Source organism: Micromonospora sp. NPDC005087 (assembly GCF_042872965.1).
Classification (GTDB): Bacteria; Actinomycetota; Actinomycetes; order Mycobacteriales; family Micromonosporaceae; genus Micromonospora.
Genome location: NZ_JBIALB010000020.1, coordinates 38,289 through 56,890, shown reverse-complemented (window position 1 = coordinate 56,890; position 18,602 = coordinate 38,289). Strand labels below are relative to the sequence as shown.

At 70.4% G+C, this 18,602-nt stretch carries 13 protein-coding genes; 2 read left to right on the top strand and 11 right to left on the bottom strand.

Features of this window, described 5'->3' with window-relative positions; all coding sequences use genetic code 11:
- Positions 1 to 14: 14 nt before the first annotated feature.
- From ACFYPS_RS31090 to ACFYPS_RS31070, 5 genes are all read right to left on the bottom strand, one after another.
- On the bottom strand, positions 15 to 1,706 hold the full coding sequence (locus ACFYPS_RS31090) for a glycoside hydrolase (RefSeq protein WP_387329086.1): 1,692 nt from the start codon (positions 1,704 to 1,706) through the stop codon (positions 15 to 17).
- Between the two features lie 118 nt (positions 1,707 to 1,824).
- Positions 1,825 to 2,829 carry a substrate-binding domain-containing protein gene (locus ACFYPS_RS31085; RefSeq protein WP_354965812.1) on the bottom strand — a complete coding sequence of 335 codons (1,005 nt, stop codon included), beginning with the start codon at positions 2,827 to 2,829 and terminating at the stop codon, positions 1,825 to 1,827.
- Positions 2,830 to 2,852: 23 nt separating this feature from the next.
- Positions 2,853 to 3,917 carry an ABC transporter permease gene (locus ACFYPS_RS31080; RefSeq protein WP_387329081.1) on the bottom strand — a complete coding sequence of 355 codons (1,065 nt, stop codon included), beginning with the start codon at positions 3,915 to 3,917 and terminating at the stop codon, positions 2,853 to 2,855.
- Complete coding sequence (locus ACFYPS_RS31075) at positions 3,914 to 5,452, bottom strand: sugar ABC transporter ATP-binding protein (protein ID WP_354965814.1); 1,539 nt, start codon at positions 5,450 to 5,452, stop codon at positions 3,914 to 3,916. The genes ACFYPS_RS31080 and ACFYPS_RS31075 overlap by 4 nt, the downstream gene beginning before the upstream one ends.
- A gap of 80 nt (positions 5,453 to 5,532) precedes the next feature.
- A complete protein-coding gene (locus ACFYPS_RS31070) occupies positions 5,533 to 8,787 on the bottom strand; it encodes a DUF2961 domain-containing protein (RefSeq protein WP_387329078.1) in 3,255 nt (1,084 codons plus the stop codon).
- A gap of 418 nt (positions 8,788 to 9,205) precedes the next feature.
- Between ACFYPS_RS31070 and ACFYPS_RS31065 the strand changes: the two genes are divergently transcribed.
- On the top strand, positions 9,206 to 10,204 hold the full coding sequence (locus ACFYPS_RS31065; protein ID WP_387329075.1) for a LacI family DNA-binding transcriptional regulator: 999 nt from the start codon (positions 9,206 to 9,208) through the stop codon (positions 10,202 to 10,204).
- Positions 10,205 to 10,328: 124 nt separating this feature from the next.
- Here the strand turns inward: ACFYPS_RS31065 and ACFYPS_RS31060 are convergent, their stop codons facing one another.
- The 3 genes from ACFYPS_RS31060 to ACFYPS_RS31050 form a co-directional block, all read right to left on the bottom strand.
- Entirely contained in the window at positions 10,329 to 11,963 is a 1,635-nt protein-coding gene (locus tag ACFYPS_RS31060; protein ID WP_354965817.1) for a fucose isomerase, read from the bottom strand.
- Positions 11,960 to 13,498: an FGGY-family carbohydrate kinase gene (locus ACFYPS_RS31055; protein ID WP_387329072.1), complete on the bottom strand. Its 1,539-nt coding sequence runs from the start codon at positions 13,496 to 13,498 to the stop codon at positions 11,960 to 11,962. The genes ACFYPS_RS31060 and ACFYPS_RS31055 overlap by 4 nt, the downstream gene beginning before the upstream one ends.
- A 172-nt stretch (positions 13,499 to 13,670) precedes the next feature.
- Positions 13,671 to 14,909: an MFS transporter gene (locus ACFYPS_RS31050; protein ID WP_354965819.1), complete on the bottom strand. Its 1,239-nt coding sequence runs from the start codon at positions 14,907 to 14,909 to the stop codon at positions 13,671 to 13,673.
- Positions 14,910 to 15,632: 723 nt separating this feature from the next.
- Here ACFYPS_RS31050 and ACFYPS_RS31045 point away from each other — a divergent pair.
- On the top strand, positions 15,633 to 15,809 hold the full coding sequence (locus ACFYPS_RS31045) for a hypothetical protein (protein ID WP_354965820.1): 177 nt from the start codon (positions 15,633 to 15,635) through the stop codon (positions 15,807 to 15,809).
- 33 nt (positions 15,810 to 15,842) lie between these two features.
- On the opposite strand, the gene ACFYPS_RS31040 is transcribed toward ACFYPS_RS31045, so the two are convergent.
- The 3 genes from ACFYPS_RS31040 to ACFYPS_RS31030 form a co-directional block, all read right to left on the bottom strand.
- Positions 15,843 to 16,559: an alpha/beta hydrolase gene (locus tag ACFYPS_RS31040; protein WP_354965821.1), complete on the bottom strand. Its 717-nt coding sequence runs from the start codon at positions 16,557 to 16,559 to the stop codon at positions 15,843 to 15,845.
- Between the two features lie 92 nt (positions 16,560 to 16,651).
- Positions 16,652 to 17,008 (bottom strand): DNA polymerase ligase N-terminal domain-containing protein, encoded by a 357-nt coding sequence (locus ACFYPS_RS31035; RefSeq protein WP_354965822.1) that lies wholly within the window; start codon positions 17,006 to 17,008, stop codon positions 16,652 to 16,654.
- A gap of 171 nt (positions 17,009 to 17,179) precedes the next feature.
- The gene (locus ACFYPS_RS31030) at positions 17,180 to 18,601 is read right to left on the bottom strand and encodes an NAD(P)/FAD-dependent oxidoreductase (protein WP_354965823.1); all 1,422 of its coding nucleotides are present in this window, start codon (positions 18,599 to 18,601) and stop codon (positions 17,180 to 17,182) included.
- Position 18,602 lies beyond the last annotated feature (1 nt).

Sequence of the window (18,602 nt, the reverse complement as noted above, 5' to 3'; positions counted from 1 at the left end):
GGACGACCGGGCCGCTACCTCGAGCCGTTGAGGCCTGCCGCCAGCGCCTCGGCGAATGACGTGTCCGCGGCGGTCCCGCTCACCCCGAGCCGCCAGGTTCCCCCGGGAAGGTCACCGAGGGGCAACGACCGTCCGCCGGGCTGCCACAGCGGTTGCCATGCGATGGATCCGCTGGGCCGGTGGAACCACCGGTTGTCCTCGTTCCAGGCCGAGCCGGCACGGTAGGCGGCCACCAACGTGGTCGTGTCGTCGGTGGCAAGTGTCCAACTGGTGAAACCCGCGGCGTCGCCGTCCCTGTCCTGCTGGCCGGGGTCGCCGAGCCGCGGCAGGGCCGAGTCCAGGTTCCAGGCGGCTTCCCAGACCGGCGCGGTGGTCGGGCCGGCCACGTGCCAGACGAGGCTGAGGTCCGTGGTGGCCGCATCGAACCGGAACCGCCAGTCGGCGGTCACCGGTTCGTCTCCGAAGGGGATGCCGTTGAGGCTCAGGTCGGTGCCGTCGGCGGAGACGGTCACGTCCCTGGCGGCGCCCGCCACGTCTGTCGGCCCGAAGGCTCCGACCGCGAGGTAGGGCGCCGTGGAGCGCGACGACGAGTCCGTGACCGGTCGGTACTCGCCACGTCCGGCGGGGTCGGCGTCATAGGAGACCAGCCGGGCCTGAGGTGCTGTCTGCACGACGGCGCGGTAGTAGGGAGTGGTGACGACGCGGCCCTTCGTCACCACCGGCGTACGCCAGTGCAGCGGTGCCAGCCAGAGTCCGCCCTGGCCCCAGCCGGCACCGGTGACATACCAGTCGCCCGTGCCGGAGTCGTCCTTGACCACCTCGGCGGCGTGCGCGTTGATCTGCCCCGCCAACTGGTCGACGCTGAAGTGGAAGGGGTCGGCGCTGCGGTAGACGCGGGTGTCCTGGTATCCGCTCTCGCAGCACACGAAGAGGTACCACGATCCGCCGTGACGCACCACGAACGGCGATTCGGTCGGGCCGCCGAAGGTGCCGGTGGCCGGGTGTTCGAAGGCCGTCTGCCGGGCGCCCCAGTGCACCAGGTCCCTGCTGGTGCGGTAGGCGACGATGTGGTGACCGCCGGCCGGCGTGCTGTTGGCGGTGTAGTACATCACCCACTGGCTGCCCACGCGGGTGACCATCGGGTCCCGGCCGTCGAAGCCGTCGGTGAACAGGGGGTTCGCCGGGTGGCGGGTCCAGGTCTTGAGATCCTTCGACGTGGCCAGCTGCATCCGGTAGGCCGTGTGGTCCGCGGTGCCGCCCGCGTAGTACATGTAGTACGTGCCGCCGTGGAACAGGACGTACGGCGCCCAGATGTGGCTCTCGCCGGCCGCGGGGTCGGCCTCCAGCGCGAACGGCTGCTTCGTCCAGGGCCCGCGCGGAGACGGTGCCGTGGCGTGGCCGAAGAACCGCTCGTCGAGCGGGTTGGCGGGCTCAGCGTGGGTGATCGCGAAGATGTGCCACTCGCCGGTACGGCGGTCGCGCACCATGGTGTGGTCGTTGTAGTACCAGCGCTCGTTCTCGCCGACGCTGGGGTCGTAGACGGGCACGAAGTCACCGGCGCCGACCATGGTGGACCGGTTCTCGTACGGCTGGTTGTCGATCGCAGGCGGGTCGGCCGCCCAAGCCGGAACCGGTGTCGCGATCAGGCTCAGGGCGGCCGCTAGCAGCACGGACAGCCGGCCAACGCGGGACGGTAGGCGGGACATCGCTTTCCTCCAGGGCTCGATGCGGGTTTGCGGTGACGGCTTCCGGTGGCTGATTCGCCGGTCGTTCGGTGGTGCGGGCCCGCCCAGCCATCGCGGCGGGCCCGCAGCCGCGGAACTGTTACTGCTTGCCGCCGAGCTCGGTGTAGGCCTGCACAGCGTTGTCCTTGGTGATCTGCATCGTGCCGAGGGTCGTCGACTTCGGCACGTCCTTCGTGCAGTCGACCAGGATCTTCTTGGCCAGGTCGATCGCTTCGCGTCCGCCGGTCGCGTACTGGAACGTCGCCTGCAGGCGACCCTGCTCGACCGCCTTGATGCCGCCGGACGGGACCGGCAACGCGTCGATCCCGGTGAACTTGATCGCGGTCTCCTTGCCGGCGGCCTTCGCCGCCAGGTAGGCGCCCTCCGCCATCGGGTCGTTGTGCGCGTACACCGCGTCGATGTCCGGCTGGGCCTTGAGCATCGCGTCCATCACGCTCTGCCCCTTCTCCCGCAGCCACTCAGCGGTCTGGGTGGCAACGATCTCGATCTTCGGGTTGCTCGCGATGCCGTCTCGGAAGCCCTGGGCGCGCTCGGCGGCCGGGGTGGAGCCGGGCAGGCCGGAGATCTCGACGACCTTGCCGCCCTGCGGCAGCAGCGTCTTGGCGTAGTACTCGCCCGCCGCCTTGCCGATCGCCACGTTGTCGCCGCCGATGAACGCGGTGTACGCGTCACCCTCGACCTTGCGGTCGAGCACGATGACCGGGATGCCCTGGTCGTACGCCTTCTTCACCACGCCGGTGAGCGGCTTCGCCTCGTTCGGCGAGATGATCAGCAGGTTGATCTGCTGGGAGAGGAAGTTCTCCACGTCGGCGACCTGCTTGCTGTTGTCCTGGGCCGCGTCCGAGACGACGACACGGAACCCGGGCACGGCCTTCGCCGCGGTGGTCACGTCGTCGTTCATGACCTGCCGGTACGGCTCGGCGTTGTTGGCCTGCGACATGCCGATCAGGAACTCCTTGCCGCTGCCGCACTGGGAGGAGGCGTCGGTGCCACCGTCGCCGCCGTCCTTCTCGACGCTGCATCCCGTGGTGACCGCGAGCGCGGCCAGTGTGAGGATCGTGATGGCTCTTCGGGCGTAGCGCATGTTTCCTCCATGGTGGTGGTGGGTCAGGCGATGCGGGGACGAAGCCTCTGCAACGCGGCGGCAGCGACGATGACCAGTCCCTTGACGACCAGCTGCACGTTCGCGTCGATGTTGTTGAGGGCGAGGATGTTGTTCAGGATCCCGAGCAGCAGGGCGCCGGCGATCGTGCCGCCCATGGATCCACTGCCACCGGCGAGACTCGTCCCGCCGATGACCACGGCCGCGATCGCGTCCAGTTCGTAGCCGGCACCGTCGTTCGGGCTGCCCTGGTTGAGCTGACCGGCGTGGATGATCCCGGCCAGCGCGGCGAGCAGGCCGGAGATCGCGAAGACGGTGACCCGGACGCGCCGTACGGGCACGCCGGAGAGCCGGGCGGCCTTTTCGTTGCCGCCGATGGCGTAGACGTGTCGCGCGAAGGCGGTGCTGCGCAGCACGAGGAGCGCGCCGACGCCGATGGCGAGGAAGAGCAGGGCCGGCACCGGTAGTACCCCGTTGATCGAGCCGCTCAGCAGCGAGAACGTCTCGGGCGCCTCCTGCGGCCCGTCGCCGTAGGCGATCGGGATGCCCAGCCCGCCCGACCACATCCGGGCGATGCCCCGGGCCGCTTGCAGGCCGGCCAGGGTGACGATGAAGGACTGGATCCCGAGGCGGGCGACGATCGCGCCCTGGGTGGCCCCGAACGCGGTGCCGATGAAGAGCACGATCAGGACCGTCGGCACGATGCCCAGGCCGCTGTCGACCATCAGGGTGGCCGACCCGACCGCGGCGAGCCCGAGCACCGCCCCGACGGAGAGGTCGATGCCGCCGATCAGGATGACGAACGTCATGCCGACGGCGATGATGCCGATCTCCGAGACCGCCCGGACGATGTTGGCGAGGTTTCCGGAGCTGAGGAAGACGTTCTCGCCGTTGCGGGACGGCGACACGGCGATCGCGATGAGGAAGACAGCGACGAGCCCGAACAGGCTCTGGAATCGGAAGAAGTTGTCGACGATCGCCTGCCGGTCGTTCGGCAGTCGGATCGCCCGGCGGCGGGGCGGTGTCTCCGGCGGCGATTCGGCGAGGCTGGTGGGGTTGGGCGGATTCATCGAGACTCCTTGACGTCGTCCCCGTTGGCCGCGGCGAGGATGGCTTGTTGGGTGGCGGAGGCGCGGGGCAGCACGGCAACCGTGCGACCGCGGTGCAGGACGACCACCCGGTCACAGAGGCTCAGCAGCTCCGGCAGCTCCGACGAGGCGAGCAGGATCGCCATGCCGGAGTCGGCGAGCCGGTGCAGCAGGTGGTAGATCTCGGCCTTGGCGCCGATGTCCACCCCTCGGGTCGGCTCGTCGAGCAGGAGCAGTCGCGGACGCATCAGCAGTTGCTTGGCGAACACGATCTTCTGCTGGTTTCCGCCGGAGAGGGTGGCCACGGCGATCGACGGTGACGCCGCCTTCACCGCCAGGGTGGTGAGCTGTGCGGCGACCGTTCGGCGCAGCAGCGGGCGGCGTACCAGCCCGAGTGTGGTCAGCGACGACAGCGCGGAGAGCACGACGTTGTCCGCCACGGAGTGCTCCAGCATCAGCCCCGCGCCGCGCCGGTCCTCGGGCACGAACGCCACCCCGTGCGCCAGTGCCGCCCGGGGCCCACCCGGGCGGTACGGTCGGTCGCCGATCAGCACCTGGCCGGTGTGCCGGCCGGAGCCGCCCGCGCCGAACAACGTCTCCAGCAGTTCGGTACGCCCGGCGCCCATCAACCCGGCGAGGCCGACGATCTCTCCGGAGCGCACCGTGAGGTCCACGCCGGCCGGCTCGGTCCGCCCGGGTACCGGCCGGCGGGGCGTCACGGCGAACCCTCGTACGTCGAGCAGCACGTCACCGGGTTCGTTGCGGCCCTCGCCGAAGAGCGCGTCGACCGACCGGCCGACCATGAGCTGGATGATGTCGTCGCGGGAGGCGACCCGTGGGTCGACGGTGCCGGCGACGCTGCCGTTGCGCAGCACGGTGACCCGGTCCGCGATGACCTCGATCTCCGCCATCCGGTGCGAGATGTAGACGATGCCGACTCCGGCTCGGCGCAGCTCGGCGATCGTCGCGAAGAGCCGTTCGACCTCGGCGTCGGCCAGTGCCGCGGTCGGTTCGTCCATGATCAGGACTCGCGCGCGCAGCGACAGGGCCCGGCCGATCTCGACCAGCTGTTGCTCGCCGACGCGCAGTGACCCCACGAGCCGGCGCGGGTCCAGGTCGGCGCCGAGTGTCCGCAGGTGCGCCGCGGCCTGCCGGCGCATCTCCCGGATGTCGACGGTACCCAGGCGGGTGCGCGGCTCCCGCCCGAGGAACATGTTCTCCGCGATGGACAGCCCGGCCACCAGGTCCAGCTCCTGGTGGATGGTCGCGATACCAGCGCGTTGCGCATCGGCCGGGCCGCCGAAGCTCACCGGCTCCCCGTCCACCTCGATCGTCCCGTCGTACTCGGTGATCACACCGGAGAGAACGTTGATCAGCGTGGATTTGCCGGCTCCGTTCTCGCCGAGCAGCGCGTGCACCTCACCGGCGGTGACGGTGAGGTCGATGTCGCGGCAGGCGTGCACGCCGCCGAACCGCTTGCCGATGCCGGTCATCCGGACCAGCGGCCGATCTGTCATGCGGCACCTCGTGGCTCGTCTGCGGGATCTGGGTTGGACGGAGTCGGAGACCCGTGCTCTGGGCCTCCGACTCCGACCGGTCACGAGGTTAGGCGAGCCTCGATGTAGTCGAGGCCGGCCAGGTAGCCGCTCGACGCGGCGGCCTTGCCGGTCACCGTGAGGGTGAGCGTGTGCCGGCCCGCGGTCAGCTCCCGCTGGCCGTAGTCCAGCGGGTCGCTGACGATCACCCCCGGCGAGTGGTACGCGTCGAACGCCTCGCCGATCCCGGTGCCGTCGATCGCCACCGTGTTGGTGCCGTAGTCCCCCGCCAGCGTCTGCACCAGCCGCAGCTGGTAGGTGCCGGTCGTGGGCACCTCGAACGCCACCGTCACACTCCGGTTCGGCGCGTTTGGTCGGAACCACAGCTGTGCGCTCCGCGACCATTGGATGCCGCAGCAGTCGCCCTGCACCTCCGCCGGTGCGTCGGCGGAGACCGCGGGCAGCAGCGATTCGGCTTCGATCCGCAGCGTGTCGCCGGTGGCGGCCGACGCTGGCGCCGAGTAGGCGCCGAGGTTGCCCGCGGCGTCCACCGCGCGTACCCGGTAGTACCAGGTCTCACGAAGGCCCAGACCGCTGTGCTCGAAGCTCGGCCGTGTCGTGGTGCCCACCTCGTTGTCCGGTCCGGGCGTGAACCCGGCCTTCCGCGAGGCGAACACCTGGTAGCTCGGCGCGTACACGTCGTCGGAGGCCAGCCGCCAGGCCAGCGCCACCGCGTTGGTGGTGGCGCTGGTGGCCGTGAGCCCGGTGACCTGGCTGGGCCTGGTCCTGTCGACGAAGGGGGTGACCTCGCTCAGCACCGCGTACCGTGCCGCGGACCAGGTCGGGGCGCCGGCGGTCGGCCTCAACGTGACGGTCACCGTCGACCTGTCGCGGGTGAGCGCGGGTGGCAGTCGGAACTCGTCCTCCAACCAGCGGTGGGAACCGTTGGCCAGCGGCTGCGACCAGGTGCCGGCGTCCCGCCCGTCGACCTGCACGGCCACCGACTGGTACCCGGTGGACTGGTCCCCCACCCGGCGCAGGACGGCACCGGTGTTGTCCCGGTCCAGGGCCACCCGGAACCGGATCGGCGTGGCCGAGGCGCGGGTGTCGTCGGTGACCGGCCGGGGTGCGCCGTCGTCGCCCTCGAAGGTCGCGGTGAGGACTTGGCGCTCGCCGCCGGAGGAGTACGCGTGCGCCGACTCGCTGCCGGCGTCGCCGACGTCGACGGTGTCGGTCCAGCGCTGAGCGACGGTGTCCTGCCCGTACCAGTAGGCGGTCGAGCCGTACCGGGCTGGATCCTGGTCGCCCGGACCGTGCTCGATGCCGAAACGCAGGTCGGTCGCGAATGACACCGCCTCGGCGAGCATCAGCCGGTACGCGCCGGTGCAGTCGTACTGGCAGCCGTAGTCGCTGACCTCGTGGGCCGGGTTGCCGTTGGTGGGCGCCGAGAACGTGCCGTGGTTGAAGTACCAGCCGCTCTCGTAGAAGTCCTCGGTCCCGGTGCCGTGGATGCTCGGGCTCTGCGCGCCGTCCACGTAGACCCGCTCATCGCCCTCGAGGTAGTTGCGTTGGTTGCCCGCGGGGATGTGCCCCTCCATGGTGTGCGTGACACCGACGAACTTTCCACGGCCGGCGACGTCGAGGAAGGCGTGGTCGGCGCCGGGGGTGGTGTCGGCGCTCGTCGCGGTGGCCCGGAAGTGTCCCGCCGTGCCGGTTGGGCGCAGTGCCGGCGCCCAGTGCGCGGAGCGTGCGGTGGTCACGGAGGCCGCCGACGTTGTGATCGGCACGCTGGATCCGTTGCGCAACTCGATGCTGAACCGTGACCGGTAGGGCATCGGCCACCAGGCCGACAACGTCGCGGTCGCCGGATCGACACCGAACATCAGCGATCGCACCGGGTGCAGCCCGAGGCCGGTGCCGAAGAACTCGCCGAGTGGCGCGTCCACGGTGGTCTCGCCGTCGAAGGTGATGCGCAGCCGGCTGTCCCGCAGCACCGCGTCGGAGGCCGCGACGGCCGCCTTGCGGTCGGCGTCCGCCGGGTAGCTCATGGTGTTGCTGCCCTGCCAGGTCTGGGTGGTGATCCGGTAGCTGTGGGCGGCCTCGGCGTCGGTGTGGGACGGGCCGAGGTCGAGGGTGTCGGTCCGCTTGGCGGTGCCGGCGACGAGGCTGTCGACCCAGTAGGTGAACTCGTTGACGTCCAGGTCTGAGGAGATGAACTGGTTCCGGATGGTGATCGTGGACTTGCCGGCCGTGGCACTCGCCGGAAGGTCGACGGTCTGGTCGAGCCAGGTGCCGAAGGGCACCGGGTCATTGGCCGGCCACTCGGCGACCGGCACGCCATCCACGACGACCTGCGCCCGCTGGTGCCCGATGTGCGGGTCCAGCCGGCGGGTCAGCCGTACTCCGGCGTTCGCCGGGTCGACGGCCACCCGGAATTCGCTGCCGCCGCCGGAGCCGTAGGCGCGCCCGTCATCGGCGACCGGCGTCGGCGGCCCGACGAGTTGCGGGATCCGCAGCTGCAACGCGCTGATCGCGCCGGGGCCGACGCCGCTGGCGAGGGTCACCGCGCCCTTGGCGGGGACGCTGAACTGCCGGTCGGCGGTGGTCGCGCCGGGCTCCGGGCGCTTGGGGTCGCGGGTCCCGGCGGCCTTGAGCTGGTCGATGACGTCCAACGCGCGGTCCGACGGGTCGAAGGTGCGCACCCCGTCGGCGGTGGTGAACCTGCGGTAGGTGACGTGGTAGAAGATCGGGTTCTTCTCGGTCGTCACCCGCATCGAGCTGCGGTAGGTCATGGGCGCCTTGATGTAGACACCGCCGGAGCTCTGCGCCGCGTTGCCGACGACCGGGTAGACGAAGGGCGCGCCGAGCTTGCCGTCCACGACGTCCTGGAGCTTGGCGTCGAGCACGGTCACACCGTCGAGCACGACCTTGATGGTGCCGGTGGCGGAGACGTTGCCCTCGTCGCGGGTGAACCAGATCGAGTCGATCTCACCGGCGCCGGCAGCCTCGGCGAGGACGCAGCCCTCGGCGCCGGTGCGCAGGCACGAGTACTGGCCGGAGAAGCCGTCGTCGTTGCCGCCACCGCGGTCGAAACTCGAGAACTGGTAGGCCCGTGGTCCGTCGGGAAGTTCGGCGAGGCGGTCGAGCCTGCGGTAGACGTCCCATCCGGTGGGACCGTTGTCGGAGGGGCTGTGCGCCGCAGCCGAGGCCGGCACGGCTGGGCCGACCAGGGCGGTTCCGGCGACCAGCGCCGCGGTGAACGCGGCGCGCAGCAGGCGGCGAGCGGAGGTACGCGGTGCGGGGGTGGTGGGTGTCATGAATCGCCTTCCACGTCGGTGGGTGGGGCGGATCGCGGTGCAGTGGAGCAAGGAATCGATTTCTCACTGCAACAGCGATCAGGGTAGGCACGCCTCCACGCGACGGTCAATCCTCGATCGGTGTCGACGGCCGATGCTGTTGACAGCGACCCAACCTGCTTTTATCGTCCTCGCTCAGACGAGCAAACGATTTCTTCGATCGTGCGAGCACGCCACAGCACCACGTGGCGCACGGGCGTATTCTCGTTGCGGTGAGTCGAGGTGGTGGTGGATCGCGGTGACACCCTGCGGCTCAGCGTCAACCCGTGACCGTCGCAGACCCCCGTAGGATGCCGGGTTCCGGCACCGGAGCGCGCTCGGCGGACGCGCCGAAGCACCGCGGCGGACCAGTCGAGCGAATGGAGGCGGATGGAGGCGCATGGCGACGATCTATGACGTGGCACGGCAGGCTCAGGTTTCACCCGCGACGGTATCGCGGGTGCTGAACGGACGGACCACGGTCGATCCAGTCATGGCGGCGCGGGTGCAGCAGGCGATGCGGGAGCTCGACTACCGCCCCAACGCCGTCGCCCGCAACCTGCGCCTGAGCCAGACCAGCCTCTGGGCGGTCATCATCTCCGACATTGGAAACCCCTTCTTCACCTCGATGGTGCGAGGGGTCGAAGACGTCGCGCAGGGCGCCGGCTACTCCGTGGTCCTGTGCAACAGCGACGAGGACCCGGAGAAGGAGTCCCGGTACATCGCCGCCGCTCTGGCCGAGCGGATGGCGGGTGTCATCATCTCCACGTCGGGCCGACCGACCGTCATCAACCGGCTCGTCGAGGCGCGCATCCCGGTCGTGGCGATCGACCGTCAACTGCGTGGCGTCAGCATCGACACGGTACTCGTCGACAACGTGCACGGGGCCGAGCTGGCGACCACCCACCTTCTCGACAACGGCTACCAGCGGGTCGCCTGTATCACCGGTCCACGCCGGATCTCCACCGCCGCGCAGCGACTCCGCGGCTACCAGCGGGCGTTGCGGTCGCACGAGCGGGAGGCGACCGACAACCTGGTGCGGTACGCGGACTTCCGCGAGGAGGGTGGCTATCGGGCCATGGCCTCGCTGCTCGACAGTGACAACCCGCCCGACAGCGTCTTCGCGACGAACAACCTGATGACCGTCGGCGCGGTCGAGTGTCTCGTCGACCGCGGGGTCAAGGTGCCGGCCGAGTTCGGGGTGGTCGGGTTCGACGACATCCCCTGGGCCCACCTGGTCAGACCATCGCTGAGCACCGTCTCCCAGCCGACATACGACCTGGGGCGGGCGGCCGGGGTGCTGCTCACCGAACGGATCGCCAACCCGGCGCGACCGCCGTCGACCGTCACCCTCAGCACAGGCCTCCAGGTACGCGAGAGCTCCAGCCGCCCGAGGTGACGGAGCGGGTGGCCAGCCGCCCGCGGTGGAGGCGGAGAGCCTGCCCCCACTGGCCCGTCAGGCTCCCCGCCCGTCATCCACCGGGCTCCGTTCCCTCGCCGTCACTCAGGTGACGCGCCCGCCGTCAGAGGTTGACCTCACCGCACAGGTGCACCCGGACGCCGAGTTCGGCGAACATGGCCGCCTTCACCCGCAGCGCCTTGTCGGCGGTCGCCGCATCCGGCGCGTAGGCGACGTTGACGTGGTTGGCCTTGTGCCGCGCCATCAACTGGTCCCGGTCGACCCCGTGCAGGACGGCGTGCATGATCGGCCACTGCGGGGTGGTGGCGTCCAACCGGCGCTGGGTCTCCTCGGCCGGCAGCTCGACGACGGTGCCGCGGCCCAGGTCCACGTGCAGCGCGCCGTCCATGATGAACACCCGGGACCAGACGATCTCCCCCGGCTTCGACACCCCGCTCAGGGTGCCCCCACCCAACGGGAAGAACATCGGCGGCTGGCGCATGCTGTACGACCTGTCGTAGCCACCGTTGTGTGACGCCGGCACCGAGCCGGAGATTTCGAACACCCAGACGAAGTCGTCGCCGTACCGCTCGCCCCACCGGATGTCGTGCAGCGTCGTCGCCGGGTCGAGACCCATCGCCGTCCAGATCCGGTTGGTGACGAGCGAGTCGACCGCCACCCCCTCGTCGACCTCGTTGAAGTGCGGCAACGGCGCCCCCGGGTACAGTTCGCGGCTCCCGTCGCGGCTGAGCACCGGCGGCCGCTGGACGTTGTTCAGCAGGCCCTCGGCGAGGTCGCTCGCCGGGACGGTGTCCTTCAGGCCCTGCTGGTACTGGATGCCCACCGCGTCCAGGCCGTAGTCGTCGGAGATGCGCAGGGCGGCGACGTACATCTTGAACTGGCTGAGCAGCTGCGCCTCGGTCAGCTCGCTGGCCTCGTCGGTGCCCACGTGAAAGGTCATCCCGGCGTCGTCCAGCCACCGGCGGACCGCTCGGGCCTCCTCGTCGGGTACCCGCGCCATCTCAGCGACCAGGGCGCTCTGCGACAGCCGCTCCTTGTAGATGCCAAGCGGATTGATCAACTCGTCGTCGAAGATGGCGTTGTACATCCCCATGCACCCCTCGTCGAAGACGCCGATGATCGCCTTCTCGGTCGCGAGCTGGACGGCCAGCGACCGGCCCAGCGCGACCTCCGGGTCGCCGGACAGGGCGGGCAGGTCGCGTACGTGGCTGGTGTCGTGGCGCAGCTCGCCGGTCTCGAGCCAGGTCCGCAGCCCGTCGACCGCCCACTCGTCGGTGAAGTCCCGGCTCCACAACGCGGAGTGCCGGACGCCGGCCTTGGTGAGGCTCGCGGTGAGGTTGAGCAGACCGACCAGGCCGGGGAACTCGCCGCTCCAGTTCGCCACGATGAGGATCGGCCCGCGGTGGCTGCGCAGCCCGGCCAGGACGTGGTGGCTGTACTGCCAGACGGCCTCGACCACGATCAGTGGCGCGTCGGCGGGGATCCGCTTGAAGACCTCGATGCCCGCGCGCTGGCTGTCGATGAAGCCGTGTCCCTTGCCCGCGTCGACGCCGTGCCCGCGCTCGACCTTCCAGCCGAGCGCGTTGACCGCTGCGGTGAGGTCCGCCTCCAATTTCTGCTGGGTGGGCCAGCAGGTGACGTTCGCGCTGAGCCGGAGATCGCCGCTGGCAACCGTGTAGACCGTGCCGGGTGCCGCCGACGGCGGGTTGGCGGGCACGGGCAGCGTGTAACTAGTCATGGGGCGACTCCTCTTGTGCGTTGCTCTTCGCTGGCGTCCGTCCGAGCGGCGGCCAGGAAACGGACCTGACGTGCGGCGAGCGCGTGAGCGACCCGCTTGGAACTCGTGTAAAGCTCGCGATACAGCCCGTACAGCTCGTGGTAGTCGGCGACGAACTCGGCCCGTGGCTCGCAAACCTCCGTGACGGGATTCCACGCCTCGATCGAGACGGTCCACCCCGTCTGCGCGGCCAGGAACGCCGCGCCGTAACTGGCTCCGATGGTCTGCGCGGGGATCACCTGGGCGCGTCCGATGACGTCGGAGACGATCTGCGTCCAGAGCCCACCCCGGGTGCCCCCGCCGACCGCGACGACGCGCCGGATGTCACCGCCGCTCGCCTCGATGGTCTCGATGTTGTGGCGTACGCCGAGGCCGGTCGCCTCCAGCGCGGCTCGGTAGAGGTCACCGCGGTCGTGCGAGACGGTGAGGCCGGCGAGGATGCCCCGGGCCTGCGGATCCAGGATCGGCGTACGTTCGCCGGCGAAGTACGGCAGCATGAGCAGCCCTCGGGCGCCCGGACCCGAGGCCTCGGCGAGGCGGAGCAGGTCGGGATAGTCCGGCGAGCCGAACAGCTCGCGCAGCCACGCCGTGATCGCCCCGGACGTCGCCAGGCCACCGGCGAGATTGCGGGTCCCGGGCAGGGCGCCAACGGTCCCCCACAGCGCCGGGTCGGTGACCCGGGCCGCGACCGTGTGCACCAGGAACATGGTCGTGCCGTACATCAGCATGAGGTCGCCGACGCCCTGAGCGCCGACGCTGATCGCCTCCGACCAGGCGTCGATGGTTCCGGTGATCACGGGGACGCCCGGCGGCAGTCCGGTCATCGCCGCCGCTTCCGCCGTCACCCGGCCTGCCACATCGCCGGGCCAGCGCAGTGGAGGCAGGATCAACCCGGGGGCGATCTCGGCGGCCCACGGGTGGTACCAGTCGTGGCCGTCGGTGTCGTACAGCGGCGTGCACTGGCTCGCCGAGTGGTGGTCCAGCACGTACTCGTCGGTGAGCTTGACGGCGAGCCATGAGCTGGGCATGAACAGCCGACGGGCGCGGCGGAAGAGGTCCGGTTCGTGGTCGGCCACCCAGGCCACCTTCGCGCCCGCCGCCTGACTGGACAGCGCAGAGCCGCACCGACGCAGGATCTCGTCCGCGCCGAACCGCTCGTTGAGCCGGTCGATCTGCTCGGTCGCGCGGGTGTCGACGCCGTACAGGATCGCCGGGCGGAGCGGGACGTTCGCGGCGTCGGTGAGCAGTACGCACGGGCCCATGCCGCTCACCCCGACCGCGACGACCTCGGCGTCGCCGGGTGCCAGCAGGTCGCCGCTGAGCGAGACGAACTCCTGCCACCAGACGTCGGCGTCCATCTCGACCCACCCGGGCCGTGGCCGGCTCACCTCGTGCGTCCGGATGGACGACCGCAGGACCCGGCCATCGATGTCGACGAGCACGCCCTTGCTGCTCGATGTGCCGATGTCCACGCCGAGGACAGCCGCGACCTTCATGGCGCCACTGTTCCAGCAATCGATTTCCGAATCAAGGCCGAGCCGCTCACGTATCTCTCCGGCCACCGGCGCCAGGCCGAACCTTCGTCGACCCACACCCGGTCCACGGAACGGGCTTCGAGCAGGCTCAGCGAGAAATCGTTAACCGATCAGCAGGCCGTGCCGGTGCGGTTCACACCCGAGCTTCGGCGGGTTGCGGAGGTGCGTCGAGCGGCAGGTCACGCAGCCGGCGGATCGGGGTCGACAGGTAGATGATCGGGGACAGCACGGTGAGCCCACCGAAGATCAGCAGAGTGGTGCGGGCACCGATCGGCCCGGCCAGGGCGCCGGCGAGCAGGCTGCCGAGCGGGATGGCGCCCCAGGAGACGAACTTGACCGTGGCGATCACCCGCGACAGGAGCTCCGGCGGACTGGCGAGCATCCGGTAGGTGCGGGTGGTCACGCTGAGCACCACCGAGGAACCGGCGAAGATGAGGTTGCCGGCGGCGAAGGCGAGGTAGGCGGCGGTGCCTGTGCCCAGCGGGATGATGAGTGCGCCGGCCACGCCGACGAAGGCCGCGACGATCAGGCCGCGTGCGGTGCCGACCCGATCGGTGAACCGGGTGGTGAGCGCGGCGCCGATTAGCGTGCCGAGGCCGTCGGCGGCGAGCAGCAGCCCGACCATGAGCGGCGACGCGTGCAGCTCGCGCACCAGGTAGTACGGGAAGAGGGCCAGCATCGCGCCGCAGACGAAGTTCGTCGCGGTGGCGTCCCACATGGCCGGCCCGATGATCGGGTGTCGGAGTACGAAGTGCCAGCCCTCGCGGATCATCGTGACCATCGGTGGCCGCTCGGCCGGTCGCTGCACCCGCCGGGCCGGGAGGGTGCGCAGCAGCACGGCGGAGACCAGATAGCTGACGGCGTCCACGAACAGCGTCGGCACCGCACCCAGCAGTTGCACCGCGAGTCCGCCCAGGGACGGCCCGCCCAGCTGGGTGGCGGCGTGCGTACCGGAGTTGAGGCTGTTGCGCGCCTGCAGCTGCGCGGCGGGCACGATCTCCGGCAGGAAGGTCTGGTTCGCCACGTCGAACAGCACGTTGGCGAAGCTCACGACCAGGGCGACCGCGATCAGCTGGGCGACCGTCAGTGCCTCGAACCACCAGGCCAGGGGGACGGACGCGATCGCGAGGGCCCGGATCAGATCCAGGGAGACCTGCATGCCGCGCAGTGGCACGCGCTGAACGATCACCCCCGCCGGCAGGCTGATCAACAGGTACGCGAGATAGCCGGCCGCCGTGATCAGACCCATTTCGAGCGCCGACGCGTCCAGCACGGTCAGTGCGGTCAGCGGCAGGGCCACCGCGCCGACTGCCGAGCCGAGGTGACTGGTGGTGCCGGCGACCCACCAACGCCAGAAGACAGTAAGTCTCATAATGGAACTGACTATAGTGGTGGGTGGGGAAGGAGTCGACCTCACCGATGCGGACTCGACTCGTCACGGCCGGTGTCGTGCACGAGGCCGCCGGGCAGCACGACGTCAGCCGCGCAGTCGCACGTGATAAACCGGGTGACGTCGGTGGTCATCCCGCGATAATGACCAAGGTGAATAAGGTCGAGGTCGTCGTCGCCCTATCACGAGCGCGCGACCCTGCGCGTCGGCGACGTGTTCCTGAAGATCGACGCTGACCAGATGCGCACCGATGTCGAGGTCGAGGCGATGGTTATGGCGCCGATCCCGACTCCGGAGGTCCTGTGGCGGAAGCCGCCCGTGCTCGCGCTCGCCGCCCTCCCAGGCACGGCACTCGGCCGCCTCGGCGAGCCGTCGATCGCGTCGACGGCGGCCTGGGCCGCGGCGGGTGCCGCCGCACGGATGCTGCACGACGCGCCGCTGCCGCCATGGCCCGGCCGGAGCCTCGACGAGATCGCATCGCACCTCGACGGCGAATGCGAGTGGCTCGTTAGGAACGACGTCCTTCCCACCGACGTGGTCACGCGCAACCGACGGTTGCCGAGGCGGCGCTCCGGCCGTGGACACCGGTGTTCACGCACGGCTACCTGCAGGTGGCCCATGTGTTCGTCGATGTTGACGAGATCACCGGCGTGGTCGACTGGTCCGAGGCGGGCCAGGGGCGATGCCCTGTACGACCTCGCCAGCTTGACGCTTGGACACGAGGACCACCTTGGCGACGTCGTCGCTGGCTACGGCACCGACGTCGACCTCGACGTGATCCGCGCGTGGTGGTCGTTGCGAAGCCTGCTGGCGGTCCGTTGGCTGGTCGAGCACGGCTTCGACCCGTGGCCCGAGGTCGCGGTACTGAGATCCCGGCTGTGAGGCTGCACGACCTCAGCTGAGGACCAGCGACCGTCAGCCGCTCACCCCCCGGACCGCCTCGATGATGGTCTCGGCGACCTCGCTCGGCCGGGACACCGCCATCGCGTGCGAGCCCCCAGCGACCTCACGCTGGCCCTGCGGGGCGGCCCGTTCGGCCATGAACCGATGCGCGGCGACCGGGATGTTCATGTCGGCGTCCCCGAACACGAACCAGCTGGGCAGCGATCGCCAGGCGGGATCGCCGGAGAGCGTGTCACTCAAGGCCTGTTCGGTGATCGGCCGCTGGGTCCGGGCCATCAGCGCGGCAAGGTCGGTCGGCACGTCCGCGGCGAACTGCGCATGGTAGGCGTCCTGGCCGATCGCCACCTCGTTGCCACCGGTCGGCACCGGGTACTGCACCAGCGTGTCGGCGAGCGTGCTGCCGGGGAACTTCCCGGACAGCGACAGCGCCGACTCGCCGGTGTCCGGGCACAAGGCATTGACGTACACGAGGGCCCGCACCGACGTTTCGTCAGCCGCGGCCTGCGTGATCACCATGCCACCGTACGAATGGCCGACGAGGACGACCGGGCCGCCGATCCCCCGCATCACGTCCCGCACGTACGCGGCGTCGCCTGCGACGCCCCGCAGCGGATTGGCGGCGGCCACCACGTCGTACGCGGCGCCCAGCCGCTCGATCACACCGTTCCAGCTCGCCGACTCGGCGAACGCGCCGTGCACGAGGACGACGGTGGTCTGCGGATCGGGCATGACACGCACTCCCTCACTCCGTGACGCTGTTCACCCGCCGGCCGCGCCGGTACGCCCGAATACCCGTTACGCGAGGGTGAAACATTCCGCCCCTATCGCTGCTCGTCCGAGGGCTGCTCCTTCGTCAGGTGAAGCAGCCACCCCTCGCCCGTACGGATTAGCGCGTACCGTCGGCGGCCGGCGCGGCCGTGCAACGTGAACAGCAGTCGACGCTCGGTGCGGTCGTGCTCTTCCCACGTACCGATGTCGGCGATCGACTTGTCAGCGTCCTCGTAGGTGAGGTGGTCGAGGTGGTGGTCGGCCACCGCGATCGCGAGCCGGTTGTCGCTGGGATTGTCCGGCAGGCCGCGGGGAACCGCCCAGGAACGCAGCACACCGCCCTCTTCGAGCCGCAGGTCGAAGTGCGGTCGTGGCTTGCGGTGGTGGTGCAGCACGAAGGCGAGTGACACTCCTCCGATTGTCGGCGCCCGCCCACCCTCTCGCTACCGCGGCGGACGACGGACACGATCAGGGGACCCGTTCCGCCCGCCGCCGCACCGATTGGCCGGTTCGGCACCGAGCAGGGCGAGCGCGGTCGCGCCCACGACGGCGCCGCGGCGGGACGAGGGCTCGGTTCACCGTCAGCGGCCGTATGTCTCCAGCAGCCGCAGCCAAACCTCGCTGACGGTCGGATACGCGGGGACCGCGTGCCACAGTCGGTCCAGCGGGACCTCGCCGACGATGGCGATCGTCGCGGCGTGGATCAGTTCCGCGACGTCCGGGCCGACGAGGGTGAAGCCGACGATCACCTTCCGGTCCTCGTCGACGACCATGCGGGCGTGGCCCTTGTAGCCGTCGGCCTGGAGGGAAGATCCGGCAACGGCGCCCAGGTCGTAGTCCACAACCCGGATCCGCAGTCCGGCCGTCGCGGCCGCGGCCGCGGTCAGCCCCACCGACGCGATCTCCGGGTCGGTGAAGACCACCTGCGGCACCGCACGCACGTCGGCCGTGGCCGCGTGCCGGCCCCACCGGCCGTCCTCGACCTTCTCACTCTTCGCCCGGGCCACGATCACGTCGCCCACCGCGCGCGCCTGATACTTGCCCTGATGGGTCAGCAGCACCCGCCGGTTCACGTCACCGGCGGCGTACAGCCACTCCCCACCGCCGGCGACGCGCAGGGTGTCGTCGACCGGCAGCCAGCCACCCGGCGCCAGTCCGACGCTGTCGAGGCCGATGTCCTGGGTGTTCGGCGTACGGCCGATCGCCACCAGTACCTCGTCGGCCTCGACCCGCTCGCCGTCGGCGGTCTCGATGTGGACGGTTCCGCTATTGTCGCGGTTGACGGAAACGGCCTCCGCGCCGAGACGTATCGACACACCGGTTGCCTGCAACGACTTCGTCACCAGCTCACCGGCGAACGGCTCCACCAGCGGCAGCACACCGTCACGGGCCAGCAGCGTCACCGCGGATCCCAGCGCGGAGTACGCGGTTGCCATCTCGGTCGCCACCACGCCGCCACCGATGATGGCGAGGCGGCGGGGAACCGACCCGGCCGAGGCGGAATCGCGGCTGGTCCACGGCGCCGCCGCTCGCAGACCCGGGATATCCGGCAGCAACGCACTGCTCCCCGTCGCGACGACCACCGCATGCCGCGCGGTCAACCTCGTCGTGACACCGTCGTCACCGGTCACCTCGACGACCCGGGCGCCGCTGATCCGCCCCTGGCCGCGGTACAACGCGATCCCGGCCGACTCCAGCCACGACACCTGCCCGTCGTCCTTCCAGTGCGACACGAAGGAGTCCCGGCGATTCAGCACCGCCGCCACGTCGAGGTCACCAGTCACCGCCTCGCGGGCACCCGGCACCTGCCGCGCCGCCCGCAACGCGGACGCGCTACGCAGCAACGCCTTGGTCGGCATGCACGCCCAGTACGAGCACTCCCCGCCGACCAACTCCCGCTCGACGATCGCGGCGGTCAGACCGCCCTGCACCACCCGGTCGGCGACGTTCTCCCCGACCGGGCCGGCGCCAATCACGACGACGTCGTACTCCGTGGTGGTCATG